Source organism: Thioclava sp. F36-7 (assembly GCF_002020075.1).
In the GTDB taxonomy this organism is placed as follows: Bacteria; Pseudomonadota; Alphaproteobacteria; order Rhodobacterales; family Rhodobacteraceae; genus Thioclava; species Thioclava sediminum.
The window spans coordinates 14,534-30,930 of record NZ_MPZR01000007.1; the positions used below are offsets into that span (position 1 = coordinate 14,534).

The 16,397-nt window shown below is 65.7% G+C and carries 20 protein-coding genes and 1 tRNA gene; 3 read left to right on the forward strand and 18 right to left on the reverse strand.

Annotated features, from left to right (window positions below):
- Positions 1 to 8: 8 nt before the first annotated feature.
- The 3 genes from BMI89_RS13660 to BMI89_RS13670 all read right to left on the reverse strand — a co-directional run bounded on the left by BMI89_RS13660 (position 9) and on the right by BMI89_RS13670 (position 1,910).
- On the reverse strand, positions 9 to 590 hold the full coding sequence (locus tag BMI89_RS13660) for a GNAT family N-acetyltransferase (protein WP_078571352.1): 582 nt from the start codon (positions 588 to 590) through the stop codon (positions 9 to 11).
- Positions 590 to 997 (reverse strand): ketosteroid isomerase-related protein, encoded by a 408-nt coding sequence (locus tag BMI89_RS13665; protein WP_078521731.1) that lies wholly within the window; start codon positions 995 to 997, stop codon positions 590 to 592. Before BMI89_RS13665 ends, BMI89_RS13660 begins: the two co-directional genes overlap by 1 nt.
- A gap of 82 nt (positions 998 to 1,079) precedes the next feature.
- The gene (locus BMI89_RS13670) at positions 1,080 to 1,910 is read right to left on the reverse strand and encodes an NAD(P)H-binding protein (RefSeq protein WP_078571354.1); all 831 of its coding nucleotides are present in this window, start codon (positions 1,908 to 1,910) and stop codon (positions 1,080 to 1,082) included.
- Positions 1,911 to 2,021: 111 nt separating this feature from the next.
- Here BMI89_RS13670 and BMI89_RS13675 point away from each other — a divergent pair, with 111 nt between their 5' ends.
- On the forward strand, positions 2,022 to 2,396 hold the full coding sequence (locus BMI89_RS13675; RefSeq protein ID WP_078571356.1) for a helix-turn-helix domain-containing protein: 375 nt from the start codon (positions 2,022 to 2,024) through the stop codon (positions 2,394 to 2,396).
- Here BMI89_RS13675 and BMI89_RS13680 read toward each other — a convergent pair whose 3' ends face one another.
- From BMI89_RS13680 to BMI89_RS20890, 6 genes are all read right to left on the reverse strand, one after another.
- Positions 2,397 to 2,849 (reverse strand): low molecular weight phosphatase family protein, encoded by a 453-nt coding sequence (locus BMI89_RS13680; RefSeq protein WP_078571357.1) that lies wholly within the window; start codon positions 2,847 to 2,849, stop codon positions 2,397 to 2,399.
- Between the two features lie 4 nt (positions 2,850 to 2,853).
- Positions 2,854 to 3,330, reverse strand: coding sequence for a UPF0262 family protein (locus BMI89_RS13685; protein ID WP_078521735.1), 477 nt, complete (start codon positions 3,328 to 3,330; stop codon positions 2,854 to 2,856).
- Positions 3,330 to 4,643: a histidinol dehydrogenase gene (hisD, locus tag BMI89_RS13690; RefSeq protein WP_078571359.1), complete on the reverse strand. Its 1,314-nt coding sequence runs from the start codon at positions 4,641 to 4,643 to the stop codon at positions 3,330 to 3,332. The genes BMI89_RS13685 and hisD overlap by 1 nt, the downstream gene beginning before the upstream one ends.
- 137 nt (positions 4,644 to 4,780) lie before the next feature.
- Positions 4,781 to 5,260: a DUF2948 family protein gene (locus BMI89_RS13695; RefSeq protein WP_078521737.1), complete on the reverse strand. Its 480-nt coding sequence runs from the start codon at positions 5,258 to 5,260 to the stop codon at positions 4,781 to 4,783.
- Positions 5,261 to 5,311: 51 nt separating this feature from the next.
- Complete coding sequence (murA, locus tag BMI89_RS13700) at positions 5,312 to 6,580, reverse strand: UDP-N-acetylglucosamine 1-carboxyvinyltransferase (protein ID WP_078521738.1); 1,269 nt, start codon at positions 6,578 to 6,580, stop codon at positions 5,312 to 5,314.
- A 1-nt stretch (position 6,581) separates the two neighbouring features.
- On the reverse strand, positions 6,582 to 6,752 hold the full coding sequence (locus BMI89_RS20890; RefSeq protein WP_165756964.1) for a hypothetical protein: 171 nt from the start codon (positions 6,750 to 6,752) through the stop codon (positions 6,582 to 6,584).
- 119 nt (positions 6,753 to 6,871) lie between these two features.
- On the opposite strand from BMI89_RS20890, the gene BMI89_RS13705 reads away from it, so the two are divergent.
- Positions 6,872 to 6,946: transfer RNA gene (locus BMI89_RS13705), tRNA-Thr, on the forward strand.
- 28 nt (positions 6,947 to 6,974) lie between these two features.
- Here BMI89_RS13705 and BMI89_RS13710 read toward each other — a convergent pair.
- The 5 genes from BMI89_RS13710 to BMI89_RS13730 all read right to left on the reverse strand — a co-directional run bounded on the left by BMI89_RS13710 (position 6,975) and on the right by BMI89_RS13730 (position 13,549).
- Complete coding sequence (locus tag BMI89_RS13710; RefSeq protein ID WP_078571360.1) at positions 6,975 to 8,282, reverse strand: sigma-54 dependent transcriptional regulator; 1,308 nt, start codon at positions 8,280 to 8,282, stop codon at positions 6,975 to 6,977.
- Positions 8,279 to 10,042 (reverse strand): ATP-binding protein, encoded by a 1,764-nt coding sequence (locus BMI89_RS13715; protein ID WP_078571362.1) that lies wholly within the window; start codon positions 10,040 to 10,042, stop codon positions 8,279 to 8,281. Before BMI89_RS13715 ends, BMI89_RS13710 begins: the two co-directional genes overlap by 4 nt.
- Before the next feature lie 22 nt (positions 10,043 to 10,064).
- On the reverse strand, positions 10,065 to 10,448 hold the full coding sequence (locus tag BMI89_RS13720) for a DUF1850 domain-containing protein (RefSeq protein ID WP_078540176.1): 384 nt from the start codon (positions 10,446 to 10,448) through the stop codon (positions 10,065 to 10,067).
- Complete coding sequence (locus BMI89_RS13725) at positions 10,445 to 12,526, reverse strand: TRAP transporter permease (protein ID WP_143593913.1); 2,082 nt, start codon at positions 12,524 to 12,526, stop codon at positions 10,445 to 10,447. The genes BMI89_RS13720 and BMI89_RS13725 overlap by 4 nt, the downstream gene beginning before the upstream one ends.
- Positions 12,527 to 12,598: 72 nt before the next feature.
- The gene (locus BMI89_RS13730; protein WP_078521742.1) at positions 12,599 to 13,549 is read right to left on the reverse strand and encodes a TAXI family TRAP transporter solute-binding subunit; all 951 of its coding nucleotides are present in this window, start codon (positions 13,547 to 13,549) and stop codon (positions 12,599 to 12,601) included.
- A gap of 309 nt (positions 13,550 to 13,858) precedes the next feature.
- Between BMI89_RS13730 and BMI89_RS13735 the strand changes: the two genes are divergently transcribed.
- The gene (locus tag BMI89_RS13735) at positions 13,859 to 14,893 is read left to right on the forward strand and encodes an AbrB family transcriptional regulator (RefSeq protein ID WP_246832034.1); all 1,035 of its coding nucleotides are present in this window, start codon (positions 13,859 to 13,861) and stop codon (positions 14,891 to 14,893) included.
- An 8-nt stretch (positions 14,894 to 14,901) separates the two neighbouring features.
- On the opposite strand, the gene BMI89_RS13740 is transcribed toward BMI89_RS13735, so the two are convergent.
- From BMI89_RS13740 to tnpA, 4 genes are all read right to left on the reverse strand, one after another.
- Complete coding sequence (locus BMI89_RS13740; protein ID WP_246832035.1) at positions 14,902 to 15,537, reverse strand: hypothetical protein; 636 nt, start codon at positions 15,535 to 15,537, stop codon at positions 14,902 to 14,904.
- Positions 15,538 to 15,589: 52 nt separating this feature from the next.
- Entirely contained in the window at positions 15,590 to 15,724 is a 135-nt protein-coding gene (locus tag BMI89_RS13745) for an aa3-type cytochrome c oxidase subunit IV (protein WP_078545360.1), read from the reverse strand.
- Between the two features lie 61 nt (positions 15,725 to 15,785).
- Complete coding sequence (locus BMI89_RS20895) at positions 15,786 to 15,926, reverse strand: hypothetical protein (RefSeq protein ID WP_165756968.1); 141 nt, start codon at positions 15,924 to 15,926, stop codon at positions 15,786 to 15,788.
- Between the two features lie 49 nt (positions 15,927 to 15,975).
- Positions 15,976 to 16,377, reverse strand: a complete 402-nt coding sequence (gene tnpA, locus BMI89_RS13750; protein ID WP_078571636.1) for an IS200/IS605 family transposase — start codon at positions 16,375 to 16,377, stop codon at positions 15,976 to 15,978.
- Positions 16,378 to 16,397 lie beyond the last annotated feature (20 nt).

Genomic DNA, 16,397 nt, shown 5'->3' on the forward strand with positions numbered 1-16,397 from the left:
ATCGCGGCTCATAGCGCGCGCCCCCAGAATTGCAGCGCCTTCTCGGTCTGCTCATCCTCACCCAGATCGGTCCATTTGAACCGCGCGATTACGCCCTCCATCGGCGCATAGCCCCGCGTGCGCCAGAACCCGTCGAGCGGGCGATACGCGGCAGGCTTGAGCGGATGATCGTCGGGCCGGATCACCGAGCAGAAGACCGAATGGCTGCGCCCCAGCTCGCGCGCATGGGCCTCACGATGATCGAAGAAGGCGTGCCCGAGGCCCTGCCCGCGATAGTCGGGCAGAAGGACCGACTCGGCACAGTAGAACACGTCCTGAAGCTTCAACCCGGTGCCTGCGAAAGGTGCCGCGAAATCACCGGCGTGATCTTCCAGCGGCGTGCCAGTCGCAGCGCCCACCAGTCGCGCCCCGTCGAACGCGCCGACGACCACCGCCGCATCGCTCTCCCGGTAGCTTTGGATGTAGCGCCGCTCATACTCCAGCGATCCATCGTAGATGTAGGGCCAGTCCCGGAACACCGCGATCCGCAGCCGCGCCACGTCGTCGAGCGCCGCATCCAACGCCTCTCCGGTCAGCCGCCGCACCTCCATTACGAAACCTGCGCGATCCAGTCGGCGAGGTTGTAATAGGTGACGACGCGCGTGATCTTGCCCTCGTCGAGCGTGAAGAAGGCCCCCGCAGGCAGCACATAGCTTTGCCCATGCGCCTCGGGCAGCCCGTCATCGGTCTCCAGATAGACGCCGTTGACGATGAACTCCGCCGCCGCCCGCGTGCCCGAGTCATTGGCCATGATGACCATGTCGGTCAGTTGCTCGCGATAGCAGCGGCTCATATGCTTGTTGAATTCGCGGAACGCCTCGATCCCGTGGCGGATCTTCCCCTCGTTCACGTGATGCGCGAAGGGCTCGCCCAGCTGGGCCTCCATCCCTGCCGTATCGCCTGCGTTGAAAGCATCGTAGTAACGCGAGATCGTGTCGAGGGTGCGGGCGCGCGGCATGGCCATTCTCCGTAAAGCTGTCTGGCCTTGATTGCCACGCGCCATTCGCCGCGTCAAACGCGGTCATAGGCGCCGGCGCAGGTCACCCCAATGCGGCGCGCACGATCCCGGCCAGCGGCGTGGTCGGGCGGTCGATCAGCCGCGACAGGTCGTGGCTGTCATCGAACAGCGCGCCATTGGCGGCCTGCGCATCCGAATCCGCGATGATCGCGGCGAAGGGGCCGGGCAGGCCCATCGCCTCGAGCAAAGCGCGATACTCGGCCTCGGCAAGGTGCGAAACCTCGACCGCGCGACCGGCCTGTGCGGCGATCTCGGCGGCCAGCTCGTCGAGGGTGAAACCCGCATCGCCCGCCAGCTCATAGGTCTGGCCCTGCAAACCGGGATCGAGCGCCACTGCGGCCAGCGCCTCGGCGTAATCCGCGCGCGCGGCTGCCGCGATCCGGCCCGCGCCCGAACCCCCGGCAATCGTGCCCGATTGCGCAGCATAGCCGATCGCGCTGTCGTAATTCTCGCCATACCAGCCATTGCGCAGCAGCGTGTGGCTCAGCCCCGATGCGGCCAGCGCCGCCTCGGTTGCCACATGTTCCTCGGCCAGTTGCATCTTCGAGCGGTCGGCATGCAGCAGCGACGTGTAAAGGATATGGCCGACGCCATGCGTTTTGGCCGCCTCGATCACGTTGCGATGCTGCGGAGCGCGCTGGCCGACCTCGCTCGACGAGATCAGGATCAGCGTGTCGACGCCTGCCAGCGCGTCGAAACTGTCGGGGTCGGAATAGTCGAACCGCCGCGCGGCGCCCGTCAGCTTCTCAGGGCTGCGTGCCAGCCCGATCACGTCGGTCGCGCCGCGCGCGGCCAGTGCGGCAAGGGTGAGTTGGCCAAGATGGCCGGTGGCTCCGGTAGCGGCGATGGTCATGGCGACCTCCTTTTGTCTTTCGCTGACGGGAAGCTGCGCTCTTTACTGCGCAAAAGGAAGTACCTACATTTTGGTAAGTGTTCAGCAGCCCCGCACAGGAGCCTCCGCATTATGCAACAGACCGATCCCGCGCCGCTCGTCGCAGATGTGTTCAACGCCGATTGCCCCTCGCGCATGATCCTGTCGCATGTCAGTTCGCGCTGGGGTGGGCTGGTTCTGGTCGCGCTGCGCGACGGGCGGCTGCGCTTTTCCGAGTTGCGTCGCAGGATCGGCGGCATTTCCGAACGGATGCTGGCTCAGACCTTGCAGGTGCTCGAAGCGGATGGGCTGATCTCGCGGCGCGACCATGGCGAGGTGCCGCCGCGCGTGGACTATTGCCTGACCGAGGCAGGAGAGGCGATCGCGATCCGCTATTTCGAGCTCGCGCAGTGGATCGAGGCGAATCTGGACCGACTTGGCACGCAGCCTGCACAGTCGGGCGACTGATCAGGCGGTCGGCTCTCCGAAACGTTCGATGAGATGGCGGCGGATCTGGTCGCGGGTGTCGCGATAGGCGGCGAGCTTGGCCTCGCGCGTCTCGCCGATGCCGGTCGGGTCGAGGATCGGCCAATACTCCACGTCGAGATGAAAAAACCGCGTCAGCTCCAGCGCCTGACGCTGCGAGGCGGGCGACAGCGCGATCACCAGATCGAAAGCGGACAGATCGTCGCCCCATTCCTGCAACTCGGTGAAAGAGCGCGCGCGGTGACGCTCCAGATTGACGCCGATCTCGGCCATCACCGCGATGGTGAAGCCGTCGATCTCCAGATCGGCCTTCACGCCCACCGACTGCACGTAGCATTCGGTGCCGTAGAATTTCTTCATCATCCCCTCGGCCATCGGGGAGCGCGTGGAATTATGATCGCACGCAAAAAGAACGGAGTTGGGGATCTCGCCCATCCGTTTACCTCGGGGCGAGAACGGCAACGAGGGTGAAGAGGCGCCGCGCCGTGTCGATGTCGATCTCGGCCTTGCCTTCAAGGCGTTCCTGCAGAATGCGCGCGCCTTCGTTATGGATACCGCGCCGGGCCATATCGATCGCCTCGATCTGGCTGGGCGGCAGTTTCTTGACCGCCTCGAAATAGCTCTCGCAGATCTGGAAGTAATCCTTCACCGCCTGCCGGAACGGGCCGAAGGACAGATGAAACTCCGCCACTTTCGCGCCGCTCTCGGTTTCGGTGTCGAAAACCAGCCGCCGGTCGCGCACGCCAAGCGTCAGCGCGAACGGCCCTTCTGGTGCAGGTTGCCCGTCGCGGCCCGGGATATTGAAGCTGTTATCCTCGAGCAGATCGTAGATCGCGACCTTGCGCTCCTGCTCAATCTCCGGCGAGGGCGCGGGCAGCCCGCCCGTGTCCAGCTGGATATGAGAAATCCGGGCCATCACCCCTCCCCTTCGTCATTGAGCGCATCGAGCCGCGCACGCACCGACAGCCCATGCGCCTCGAGGCTTTCCGATTTCGCCAGCACCTCTGCCGAAGGGCCGATCGCCTTCAGCGCGCCGGGCGTCATCTTCGCCAGCGTGGTGCGCTTGATGAAGTCCATCACCGAGAGGCCCGAGGAGAAGCGTGCCGAGCGCGCCGTCGGCAGAACGTGGTTCGGCCCGCCGATATAATCGCCGATCGCTTCGGGCGTGTAGGCGCCAAGGAAGATCGCGCCCGCATGGGTGATCGCCTCCGCCAACCAGTCGGGATCGGCGACGCAAAGCTCCAGATGCTCTGGCGCAACCCGGTTCGACAGCTCGGCCGCCTCCATCAGATCGCGCGCCACGATCACCGCCCCGAAGTCGCGCCAGCTCGCGCCTGCAATCGCACGGCGCTCCAGCGTCTCGAGCCGTTTCTCGACTGCCGCAACGACCGCCTTGCCGAAAGCCTCGTCGGTGGTGATCAGGATCGCCTGTGCGCTCTCGTCATGCTCGGCCTGGCTCATCAGGTCGAGCGCGATCCAATCCGGATCGCCCGTGCCATCCGCGATCACGAGGATTTCCGACGGGCCCGCAATCATGTCGATGCCGACGCGTCCGAAAACACGCCGCTTGGCCGCCGCCACGAAAGCGTTGCCCGGCCCGGTGATCTTGTCGACCGCCGTGATCGTCTCGGTCCCGTAGGCCATCGCGGCAATCGCCTGCGCGCCCCCCATCCGGTAGACCGTATCGACGCCCGCCAATTGCGCGGCCAGCAGCACCAGCGGGTTCACCGCCCCGCCCGGCGTCGGGCACGCCACGACCAACCGCTCCACACCCGCGACTTTCGCCGGGATCGCGTTCATCAGCACCGAAGAGGGATAGCTCGCCAGCCCGCCGGGCACATAGAGCCCCGCGGCTGAAACCGGCCCCCAGCGCCAGCCAAGTTCCGCCCCGCTCGCGTCGATCCAACGCGCGTCATGCGGCATCTGGCGTTCGTGATAAGCGCGGATACGTTCGGCCGCTAATTCCAGGGCCGCGCGCTCCTCGGCGGGCACTTTTGCGACCTCGGCCTCGATCTCCTCAGCCGAAAAAGCCAGCGTCTCCGGCGTCAGCTCCAGTCGGTCGAATTTCGCGGTCAGCTCGATCAGCGCTGCATCGCCCCGCTTGCGGATATCCGCGATGATATCGGCCACGACCGCATCCACATCGGGGCTGTCCTCGCGCTTCATCCCCAGAAGTTCGACAAACCGGGTCTCAAAGCCCTCTTCGCGCGTGTCCAGAAAGTGCGGCATCGACAGTCTCCTATTCCGCTCTTCGGATTAGAGACTCCCGTCCTGCCCCGCAAGCACGACACTGCCCCCAAGGGCAATTCCACTTCGACTTGGCGTAAATATCCCCGCCGGAGGCATCCCCGGCGGCAAAGCGCGGCTCACTCGGGATGATGCGGCACCTTGCCGGAAGGCGCGCGATAAGGCCGCTCCACATCACGCAGATCGACATCGAGGCATTCGACATCGGCCGCCAGCGCGCCATCGCCCGCCAGCGTCAGGGTCACGCGACCCGCGCCGTCTTCGGTCTCTTCAAAGGTGATATCGAGGATCGAGAGCACCACGTCGCGATCCGAACGATCGATTCCCATACTCGCGACATGGGTGACGTCCGAGATCACCAGCAGCGACCGCACGCGCTCATAGGGGCGTTTCTCGGCCTCGGCCTGCGCCTTGTCCTCCCAGCGAAACCGGTTGATCAGCAGCGCGAGACGCCGGGATTTCGCCTCCCAGGCGATCTCGGTGATCGGCAGCACAGCATCCTGCACCAGTGCCGCGATCACGGGGAGGTCGTCCTTGGTCTCGGCGCGCAGCGCGATCGCGCCTTCGCCACCATCTTCGAATTTCGCATCACGGGTCATTGGGTCACCTCTGCATTCGATATGGGGAAGACGGCGGGGATTGCCAGCCGATCAACTCGCTTTCACGCGCTCGATATGCGCACCGACGCCCGCCAGTTTCTCCTCGACGCGCTCGTAGCCACGATCGAGGTGATAGACACGGCTGACGACGGTCTCACCTTCCGCGGCCAGCCCTGCAAGGATCAGCGACACGGAGGCGCGCAGGTCGGTCGCCATCACCGGCGCCCCTTTGAGCTTCTCGACGCCGTGGACCGTCGCATGACCGCCATGGACGTCTATATTCGCCCCCATTCGCACCAGTTCGGGCGCGTGCATGAAGCGATTCTCGAAAATCTTCTCTTCCAGAACGCTGGTGCCCTCGGCGGTGCAGAGAAGCGCCATCATCTGAGCCTGAAGATCGGTCGGGAAACCGGGGAACGGCTCGGTCGTCACGTCGACCGCGCGGATGCGGCCATTCTTGCGCGCCACCTTGAGGCCGGTATGGGTCTGCTCGACCGAGATGCCCGCCGCATCGAGCTTCTCGCAGAAGCTCTCCAGCAGATCGATTCGACCGCCCAGGCACTCCACCTCGCCGCCGCAGATCGCGGGTGCGAGCATATAGGTGCCGAGCTCGATCCGGTCGGCGACCACCGGGTGAGTCGCGCCGTGCAGGCGGTCCTTGCCCTCGATCACGATTTCGGAGGTGCCGTCGCCCTCGATCTGCGCGCCCATCGCGCGCAGGCATTTCGCCAGATCGACGATTTCCGGTTCGCGGGCTGCATTCTTCAGCACCGAGGTGCCTTTTGCGAGCGAGGCGGCCATCAGGAAGTTCTCGGTCGCGCCAACGGAAGCGAAGCGCATCTCGTGGGTGGCACCTTTCAGCCCGCCCTTCGCTTCGGCATGCAGATAGCCGTCCTTCAGTTCGATCTCCGCGCCGAGCGCCGCGAGCGCGTCGACATGGATATCCATCGGGCGCGCGCCGATCGCACAGCCGCCGGGCAGCGACACGACCGCATGGCCCAAGCGCGCCAAGAGCGGCCCAAGCACCAGATTCGAGGCACGCATCTTGCGCACGATCTCATAATCCGCGACCGGGTTGATCTCGCCGTGACAGGACGTGGCAAGCACCTTGCCCTCCTGCAGCGCGGTCACTTCCGCGCCGAGGCTCGCCAGCAATTCGGTCATCGTGCGGATGTCCGACAGGCGCGGCGCATTGGTCAGGGTCAGCGGCTCATCGCTCAGAAGCGTGGCCGGCATCAGCGCGAGACAGGCGTTTTTCGCCCCCGCGATCGGGATTTGGCCGGAAAGTGGCCCGTTGCCGCGTACGACGATGCTGTCCATGTCAACTGCCCTCGGATTCGTTGTTATTCGGCGGCTTGGATTCGGATTTGCGGGCGCGCGCCTGCGCCTTGCGCCGCTGCAGATTCGCGCGCAACGCCTGCGCCCGACGCTCTTCGCGGCTCAATTCCGCATCGCGGGACGTGCCCGATCCATCTTTCTTTCCGCCTGTCATGGCGCCTCGTTTAACCCGCCTGTGAAATCCTGTCGAGAGAGAGCAAGATTTGCCCTTGCACCCCCGCGCGATTGCGTCTAAATCCCCGCCACGGTCGAAGCGACGGACCGAAAACCGGCGCTGCTGTAGCTCAGCGGTAGAGCACTCCCTTGGTAAGGGAGAGGTCGAGAGTTCAAGTCTCTCCAGCAGCACCACTTCCCCCTCCCCGATTAAAACCACCGCCTAATCGGCGCGAATCCCGTAGCGGCTGATCTTGTCGTTGAGCGTGCGCCGCGCGATGCCGAGCGCCTGGGCGGCCCGTTCGGTATTGCCCCGGCAGCGTTCGAGCGTGGCGCTGATTTCGCGCGCCTCATAGGCCGCGACCTTGTCGGCGAGGCTTTGCGGGGCCGAGGGTGCCTCGGTCGGCGCATCGGGCAGATCAAGGCCCAGCGCGAAGCGTTCCGCCGCCGCTTTCAGTTCGCGGACATTGCCGGGCCAGGGGCGGCGCTTGAGCTGTTCGCGCAAGCTATAGGGCAGGTCCGGGACCTCGCGGCCATAGCGGCGTGCCGAAAGCTCCGCGAAATGACGAAACAGCAGAACGATATCCTCGCCCAGAGAGCGCAGCGGATCGAGCGTGATCTCGGCCCCGGCGAGGCGATAGAACAGATCGGCGCGGAAGCTGTCATCGAGCGTGCGTGCGCGCAGGTCCGATTTCGTCAGAGCGATGATCCGCAGGTCGAGCGGGCGCAGGCGGTTTTCGCCCAGCCGCTCCACCTGACGTTCCTGCAAGGCGCGCAGCAATTTCGGCTGCACCGCCGCCGGCATAGCCTCGACCTCGTCGAGCACCAGCGTGCCACCCGAGGCCGCCTCCAGCTTGCCGGGCTTGTCCTGCGCGCCGGGGAAGGCCCCCGCGACATGGCCGAAAATCTCGATCTCGAACAGGGTCTCGGGCAGCGCCGCGCAATTGAGCGCGACGAACGGCCCCTCCGCGCGCGGGCTCGCCGCATGGAGCGCACGGGCCACCAGCTCCTTCCCCGTCCCGGTCTCGCCCGTCACCACAAGGTCGATCTCCAAAGGCCCGAGCGCCGTGATTCGCGCGCGCAGCGCCGCGATCGCCGCCGACTGGCCGAGGATCTCCGCCCCGTCGCGCCGCGCGATCTCGTCCTGCAGCCGCCCCAACTCAGCGCGCGTCGCCCGCGCCCGCAGCGCCCGGTCGACCACCGCCAGCAGATGGCGCGCGTCATAGGGTTTCTCGAGGAAATCTTCGGCGCCCAATTGCATCGCCTTCACCGCATGCGAGACATCGCCATGCCCGGTGATCATCAAGACCGGCAGATCGGGACTGCGCGCCTTGAGCGCCTCCAGCAGGCCAAACCCGTCGATCCCCGGCATCCGCAGATCGCTGACCACCAGATCGGGCAGCGCGGGCGCATCGAGCGCCGCCTGCGCATTGGCAAACCCCTCGCAGTCATAGCCGCCCGCCTCGATTAGATCGGCGAGCGCCGCGCGGTGGTCGTCATCATCTTCCACGACATGGATCAGTGCGGTCATACCGGCTCCTTCTCGCGCACCCGTGTGAGCGTCACGATCATCTGCGTGCCCTCCCCCGGCGTCGAGCGGATATCGAGCCGCCCGCCGATCTCGGAGAGGATCGCCTGCGAGATCGCAAGGCCGAGGCCAAGCCCCGCGCCGTCGTCTTTGGTCGAGAAGAACGGCTCGGTCACGCGCCGCACGTCTTCGGGGGCGATGCCGGGGCCGTTGTCGCGGACGCACAGGTGCAGTTCATTTTCCGCGCCTTCCAGACGCAGCTCTACTTCGGGCGCGGGCTGGCCCTCAACCGCATCGAGCGCATTCAGCAGCAGGTTCACCAGCACCTGTTCCAGCCGCACACGCCCCGCATTGGCATAGAGCGGACCATCGGGCACGACCACGCGCGGCTTGATCCCCAGCGCACGGGCGCGCGGTGCGACCAGCTCCAGCGCGCTCGCCGCCACCGCGCCGATCTCGATCCGCTCCAGCGCGGCGGTGTCCTTGCGCGAGAAGCTTTTGAGATGCTTGATCGTGCGCTGCATCCGCCGGATCAGGTTGCGCGCGGTCTCGATGCGGGCGACCGTCTTTTCGGTGCTGCGTGCGGCGCCCATCTCGGCGGCGGCAAGCGTCGCCTCCATCGCGGCGAGCGGTTGGCTGACCTCATGCACGATCGCCGCCGACATCCGGCCAAGCGCGGCCATCTTCTCGGAATGGATCAAGCCTTCCTGGGCGGCGCGCAGTTCCGCCTCGGTCTGCCGACGCGCCTCGATCTCGCGGCCAAGGGCGCGGGTGCGCTCGGCCACCTTGCGCTCCAGCATCTCAGATTGGCGCAGGCGCAGCGCCACGAGCTGCCGCCGCTGCGCCTGCGTTTTCGCCAGCGCCAGACCCAGCACCGAGGCCAGCGCCGCCGTCACTCCCGCGATCAGCGCCGAGAGCATCGCGGGCTGCACCGGGGCTGCGGCCACCACCGTCCAGCCCTCACCGAAAGCAGCAGTCTGGCTGCGCAGCCGCGCGCCGCTCGCATCGAACATCCACGCGGCGCTGCCTTGCATCAGCGGCCCCTGTGTCGCCGGATCGCGCCCGGGATAGGTCTTCAGATCTGCCAGCCGCGCGCGGGCCTCGGGGGCGAGCGGATGGAGCGGGTGATAGAGCCAGTCGGGATTGCCCGAGAGAAACACGACCCCATCGGGATCGGCCACCGCCACCGCTTGGCCCGCCTGCGCCCAGGCCTGTTGCAGCGGGTCGAGATCGACCTTCACCACCACCACACCGGGCGGACCATCGCGATCTCCGATCCGCGCGGACAGGAAATACCCCGGAACCCCGGTGGTCACGCCGATCGCGTAGAAGGCGCCCTGCCCGGTGGCGATCGCATCGCGGAAATAGGGGCGGAAGCTGTAGTCGTGGCCTACGAAAGAGGCCGGGCTGTCCCAGTTCGAGGCCGCCAGCGTCACCCCCTGCCCGTCCATCAGGTAAAGCTGATCGGCCCCCGAGAGCCCCAGCACCTCGGCAAGGTAGCGGTTCGCCGCGAGATCCGCGCCGGGTGCATCGGGCGTGCCGATCACGGCGCGGATGCGGGCATCCTGCCCCACCACGGCGGGCAGGTAGCGGAAGCGGTCAATCTCAGTTTCCAGCGCGCGCAGGGTCAGGATCAGGCTGCGATCGAGCCGCGCGTCGATACCCGACAGCGCGATGCGCCACGCGCCCACAGCCGCTGCGACGGAGATCGCGCAAACCGCGATCACCCGCCAGAATGTCATGCGCGCGGCAGGCTTGGCCATGCGCCCTCCCTCTCGATCGCTCTTAACCGTCGCCCGGCTCGGCGGGGCAAGGCGCGATCCGGATCGGTGCCTCGCGCACGGCTCCGATCACCTGACAATCGACCGAGCACAAAGTCCAGCCCGAGACCGTCGCCCCCGAGGCTGCCAGTTCCAGATCGGGCACTTCGGGGCCGGTCGTGCTCCAGACCCACCAGCCATCCTCGAAATGCCCGCCCGGGCCCGGCTCCATCCCCGCGCCCGAGCCTTTCACCGCCGCGCCCACAAGGCGCAGCGTGTCGTGATCGGTCACCTGCCAATGTTCGCGCCAGCCCTCTTTCTCGACCGAATGGGTCCATTCCAGCGAGAACTGGCCCGAGGGCGCCAGCGCGATCATCGCAGCCCCAACCATGAGGCAGGTCGCGCTCATGCCGTGGCCCGCGCGCGGCGCAGCCAGAGCGTCGCGCCAAAGGCCACAACCAGCGCGAAGCCGATCTCGTCGGTCAGCGGCAGCGCCGCGATCAGGGTGAAGCCCGCGACCATCGCCAGCGCACGTTCCCACAGCGCCAGCGGGCGACCCAGCCAGCCGATCACCGCCACGCCCCAGAGCGCGAGCGCCAGCAGCGCCTTGATGACGACATAGGCGACGGCAGGCCAGTAGCCGATCGCTGCGGCGAGCGGGCCGCCATCCTGCAGCATCAGCGCGGGCGTATAGACCGCCATGAAGGGCACGACGAAGCCAGCCGCGGCGACCTTGATCGCCTCGAAACTGATCCTCAGGCCGCTTTCCTTCGCGATTGGCGCCGCGGCGAAACAGGCGAGCGCGACCGGTGGTGTCAGATCCGCAAGAATGCCGAAATAGAAGACGAACATATGGCTCACGATCAGCGGCACGCCGAGGTCGAGCAGCGCCGGACCCGCAATCGAAGAGGTGATGATATAGTTCGGGATCGTTGGAATCCCCATGCCGAGCACGATACAGGTGATCATCGTCAGGATCAGCGACAGGAACAGGCTCGACTTGCCGACGCCCACGATGAACTGGCCGAAGGTCGTGGCAGCCCCCGTCAGGGTCATCACCCCGATGATCACGCCAACCAGCGCGCAGGCGATCCCCACGGGCAGCGCGGTGCGCGCGCCATCGGCGAGGCTGTCGCGGCAGATCGCCAGCGTCTCGCGCCCGCCCTTGTTGAAAGCATTGATCGCGACCAGAACGGCCACGGCGCCCAGCACCGCCCAGATGCCGATCTCGAAGAAGGCGGCAGCGACCAGCGCAATCACCACCCAGAAGATCGTGCGCAGCACCTGATTGGGCAGCCCCAGCGCGACCGAGCCGCCGAGGATCAGCAGCCCCGTCAGCGACAGGCCCACGGTGCCAGCGAACAGGGGCGTGTAGCCTGTGAACAGCAGGTAGACGAGCACGGCGAGCGGAAGCAGCAGATACCAGCCCTCTTTCAGCGCCTTGCGTGGGGAGGGCAGTTCGGATTTCGCGAGGCCGCGCAGGTCGCGCTTGCCCGCCTCCAGATGGACCATCCAGAACGCGCCCGCGAAATAGAGGATCGCCGGGATCAACGCGGCTTTGACCACCTCGACGTAATCGACGCCCAGCGTCTCGGCCATGATGAAGGCCACCGCCCCCATCACCGGCGGCATGATCTGCCCGCCCATCGAGGAGGTCGCCTCGACGCCCCCCGCGAAGGCCGGGCGATAGCCGAAGCGCTTCATCAGCGGAATGGTGAATTGCCCGGTGGTGACGACATTGGCCACGCCCGAGCCCGAGATCGTGCCCATCAGCCCCGAGGACAGCACCGAGACCTTTGCCGCGCCGCCCATCTTGTGGCCGACCATGCCGAGCGAGACATCGGTGAAGAGCTTGATCATCCCGGCTTTCTCAAGGAACGAACCGAAAAGGATGAAGAGGAAGATATAGGTCGCCGAGACATAGGTCGGGATGCCGTAGATCCCTTCGGTGCCGAAGCTCATCTGCTCGATCACCTGCTCGAACGCGTAGCCGCGATGGTTGAGCGGCGAGGGCAGGTATTGCCCAAACATCGCATAGGCGAAGAACGTGCCTGCGATGATCGGAAGCGCCGGGCCCATCAGCATCCAGGCAGCGGTGAAGACGGTGATCAGAAGCACCACGCCGACCACGAGATCGAGCGTGTTCGGATCGCCCGCGCGCAGCAGGAGCGGCGTGTATTCGATCCATTGATAGGCGGCGACGGCGACGCCACCGGCAGCCAGAAGGTAGGCGATGGAACGCCCGAGCGGGCCGTAGCCCTTGGCAAGCGAGAGGAGCGGGAAGCCAAGCGCCAGCAGGAAGCCCACATGGACTGCCCGCGCGATCTGGCTCGAGGGGTTGATCACATGCGCGGCGAAGGCGATCTGCCAGACCGAGAAGGCCACCGCGAGCCAGAAAAGCACGCGCCCCTCGCGGCTATGCGGGAACCCGTCTGCCAGCGGGTCATGCACCACGGCATCGACCGCCGCTTCCTTATCCATATCCATCACTCTCTCCTCCCTCGAAAGGCGAGGGCGACCCGCCCGAGCGCGCCGCCCTCCCCATGTGTCTGCGCGGCGTTACTTCAGGATACCGATTTCCTTGTAGTAACGCTCGGCGCCCGGATGCAGCGGGATCGGAAGCCCCTGCACCGCCGCCTCGGCCGAGATGCCATTCGCCGCCGAATGCGCCGCCTTGAGCGTGTCGAGATGCTCGAAGAGCTGCTTGGTCATCTGGTAGGCTTCCTCATCGGACACGCCTTCGCGGGTCACGAGGATATTGGTGATCGCCACGGTCGGCACGTCCGCGTCCTGGCCCGGATAGGTGCCTGCCGGGATCACGCCCGCCTTGTAGGGCGCGCCCAGTTTCTCGGCGATATCGGCCGGGATCGCGACGAAGGTCACGTCCTGCGTCGTCGAGAGGTCCTTCAGCGCCGCGTTGCCGAGACCCGAGGATTGGAAGGTCGCGTCGAGCTGGCGGTTCTTCATCAGTTCGACCGATTCCGAGAACGGCAGATACTCGACCTTGCCCAGATCGTCATAGCTCATGCCCGCCGCGTCGAAGATCTTGCGCGCGTTCAGCTCGGTGCCCGATTTCGCGGCGCCGACAGAGAGGCTCTTGCCCTTGAGATCGGTGATCGTGGTGGCACCCGCATCCTTGAGGGCCGCGACCTGAATGAAGTTCGGGTAGATCGCCGCGATGGCGCGCAGCTTACCCAGCGGCGCCTTGAAGCCTGCCTCCGGGTTGCCCTCCCAAGCGTCCTTCACCGAATCCCCCAGCGCGAAGGCCAGCTCGCCCCGGCCCTGCTGGAGCAGGTTGAGGTTCTCGACCGATGCCTTGGTCGACTGCACCTGAACGCGCGCGTCGGGCATGGTTTCGCCATAGACTTCCGATAGCGCCACGCCGAGCGGATAGTAGACGCCCGAGGTGCCCCCGGTGAGGATATTGATGAAGTTTTCGGCTTTCGCGACGGGCGCGCTCAGCGCCACTGCCCCGGCGATCAGCGCGCCGAGCTTGATGTTCTGGAACATCCTTTCCTCCCATATGTCATTGCCCGCATTGAAAGCGGGACTGGCTCTAGGGTGCCCGGTTTCGCGCAGGGATCAATTCAACTCACACCGCTGCGACAAGAAAGCTGGCAGATCTCTGCGCGGGCTCTGGCGGGATTCTGCCACGAGCGCTGCGCAAAGCCGATATGCCGGGCAATTTCCGCCCCTATTTCTCTGGGCGCTTGACGCTACGAGCCCTATCTGCTCGGAAGCACCTGATTTCCGTCTTCAAAGCCCCCTATGCGCTCATTGCCTCCCTTCCGATACGCCCCCGACCGCTGGCCTCCTGCATTGCGCTGGACCTTCCTCCTCGCGGGCTCTGCGCTTCTGGCCTTCGCGCTGAGCCTCGCGCATCTCTCGGCGGCGCTTCTGTTGGGGCCGATGGCGGTCGCGATCGCGCTTGCCGCGAGCGGCGGGGCGGTGCGGCTGCCGCCTCTGGGCTTCATCGCGGCGCAGGGTGTCGTAGGCGTGATGATCGCCTCGAAGCTTCCCGCCTCGATCCTCCCCGAGATCGCCCGCGACTGGCCGATCTTCCTTGCCGGGACGCTCTCCACCGTGCTCGGCGCGAGCGCGCTCGGCTGGGTGATGGCGCGGGCGGGCGGCTTGCCCGGCACGACGGCGATCTGGGGCTCCTCCCCCGGCGCGGCGACCGCGATGACGCTGATGTCGGACGATTACGGCGCCGACATGCGCCTTGTCGCCGTGATGCAGTATACCCGCGTCGCCTGCTGCGCGATTGCCGCCACTGCCGTCGTGCAGATCTTCGGCGTGGCGCAGGCTAGGGATGTCGGCGCGGCGCTCGCCGAGCAAGGCCCGATGGACGTCGTCGCCGCGGTCGAGACGCTCGCGCTCGGGATCGGGGCGGCGTTTCTGGGCGTGCGGCTGCGCATTCCGGGTGGCGGTCTGCTGCTGCCGATGGCCTTCGGCTTGATCGCGAGCGCCACCGGCCTTCTGGAGATCACCCTGCCCCAGACCGTGCTCGCGATCAGCTATGCGGTGGTCGGCTGGGGGATCGGGATGCGCTTCACCCGCGCCGTGCTGCGCCATGCCGCAAGGCTGCTGCCGCGCATCCTCGGCTCGATCATCGCCCTGATCGCACTCTGCGCTGCCTTTGCAATGGGATTGGTCTATTTTGCCGGGATCGAGCCAGTGACCGCCTATCTCGCCACCAGCCCCGGCGGGGCGGATTCGGTCGCGATCATCGCGGCGGGCACACAGGTCGATGTGCCCTTCGTCATGGCGATGCAGATCGCCCGCTTCCTGCTCGTGCTCGTCGCGGGCCCCGCACTCGCCCGCGCATTGTCACGTAGGCGAGGCGATGTCTGAAGGCCCGTTCACTCTCTGAACTGGGTGTCGCCGTGGTTGTAGGGCTGCTGCTGGATCATCAACACGCCGGAATTGTCGTCGGGATCGTTGTCGTAGTGATCCTTCTCGGTCACGCCCGGCAACTGCCCGAACGCCTTCGACAATTTCAGCGGCGAGAAGGTGAAGGGCACCTTGTCGTGCAGCCACGGCATGTCGCGCAGCGCGCTCGACACCGAATCCGCGCACATCATCTTGTTGACCGAGCCGTTGCGCTCCACGCGGGCCATCAGCTGATCGGCCTGCGCCATCGTGATCGGAAGCTTCTGGGCGCGGACATACCAGCTCTCGCGGGCATGGTAGTCGATGTAGAATTTCCGCATCTTCTCGGTAATGCCAAAATGCACATCGTGGCGCTCGGGCGCCCAGGGATGATTCCAGGTGCCTGCCGGATCGAAGATGATCCGCTCGCGCCCGTTGATCAGCAGCGCCGAATGCCCGCCCGACCCGGTATTGGTCGAGATCACGGTATAGAGCGTAACCGAAGGCGGTTCGTCGGAAACATAGCGATATTTAGCGACCTCGGCATCCGAGGCATAAATGTTATCCGCCCCGCAGCCAGCTAGCAAAAGCGGCAGCATCAGGCAGACAAGAAGCACGCGCATCATCTGCCCGATCTCCCGTTCCCAAGCGTGTCTCTTTCAGCTGCCGCCGGTCGCGTCAGCCGCCTACAAGAGCGAGAAATACCAGAAAGCAGATGATCACAATCACCGAAACCGTGACGAAGCGAACAAAACCGTTGAATGTTCTCTCCTGGTCACGAATGTCCATATTGCCCGGTTTATACTCGGCCATTGCGCGTTCTCCCTTTTGCACTGTCTCCCAGAGGGGAAACTAGCCGAGCCGCGACAAGCTGTCACGCCTCGTCTTGAGGGTTCGCGCTGTCAGACGCATTTTCTTCTTCCAGCGCGCGGGCGAGCCGGAAGCCGATCCGGCGCGGCGCTTCGTCCGCGACCGGTTTCGGCTGCGCGATCAGCATCACGTTGAGCTGGTTCACCCAATGCCCGGGAACCCCGTCCTTTAGGGCGGGGAGGGATAAGGCAGTTTTATGCCGTCGGCGTTCTCTGTTTCCGCACATAGTCGCGGATGACATCGAGGGGCGGCCCGCCGCAGCTGGCGGCAAAGTAACTCGGCGACCAAAGCCCCTTCGGGCTGCGGCGCCGCAAATCTTCACGGTCGCGCAGCAATAGCCGCGACCCGACCCCTTTCAATGAGTTGACAAGCTTCGCAACCGGCACTGTTGCTGGATACTCCAGCAACAGATGCATGTGATCGTCCTCGCCATCGCATTCAACCACAGTGGCGCCGAAGCCTGCGGCGACTTTCTCGAAGGCACCTTTAAGACGCTGATGAGCATCAGCGTCAAGAAGACCACGCCGGGACTTGGTTACAAAGACCAAGTGGACATGAAGGTAGCTAACAACTTGTCTTCCCGATCTATATTCCATATTGAGAACCCTAAGACCAA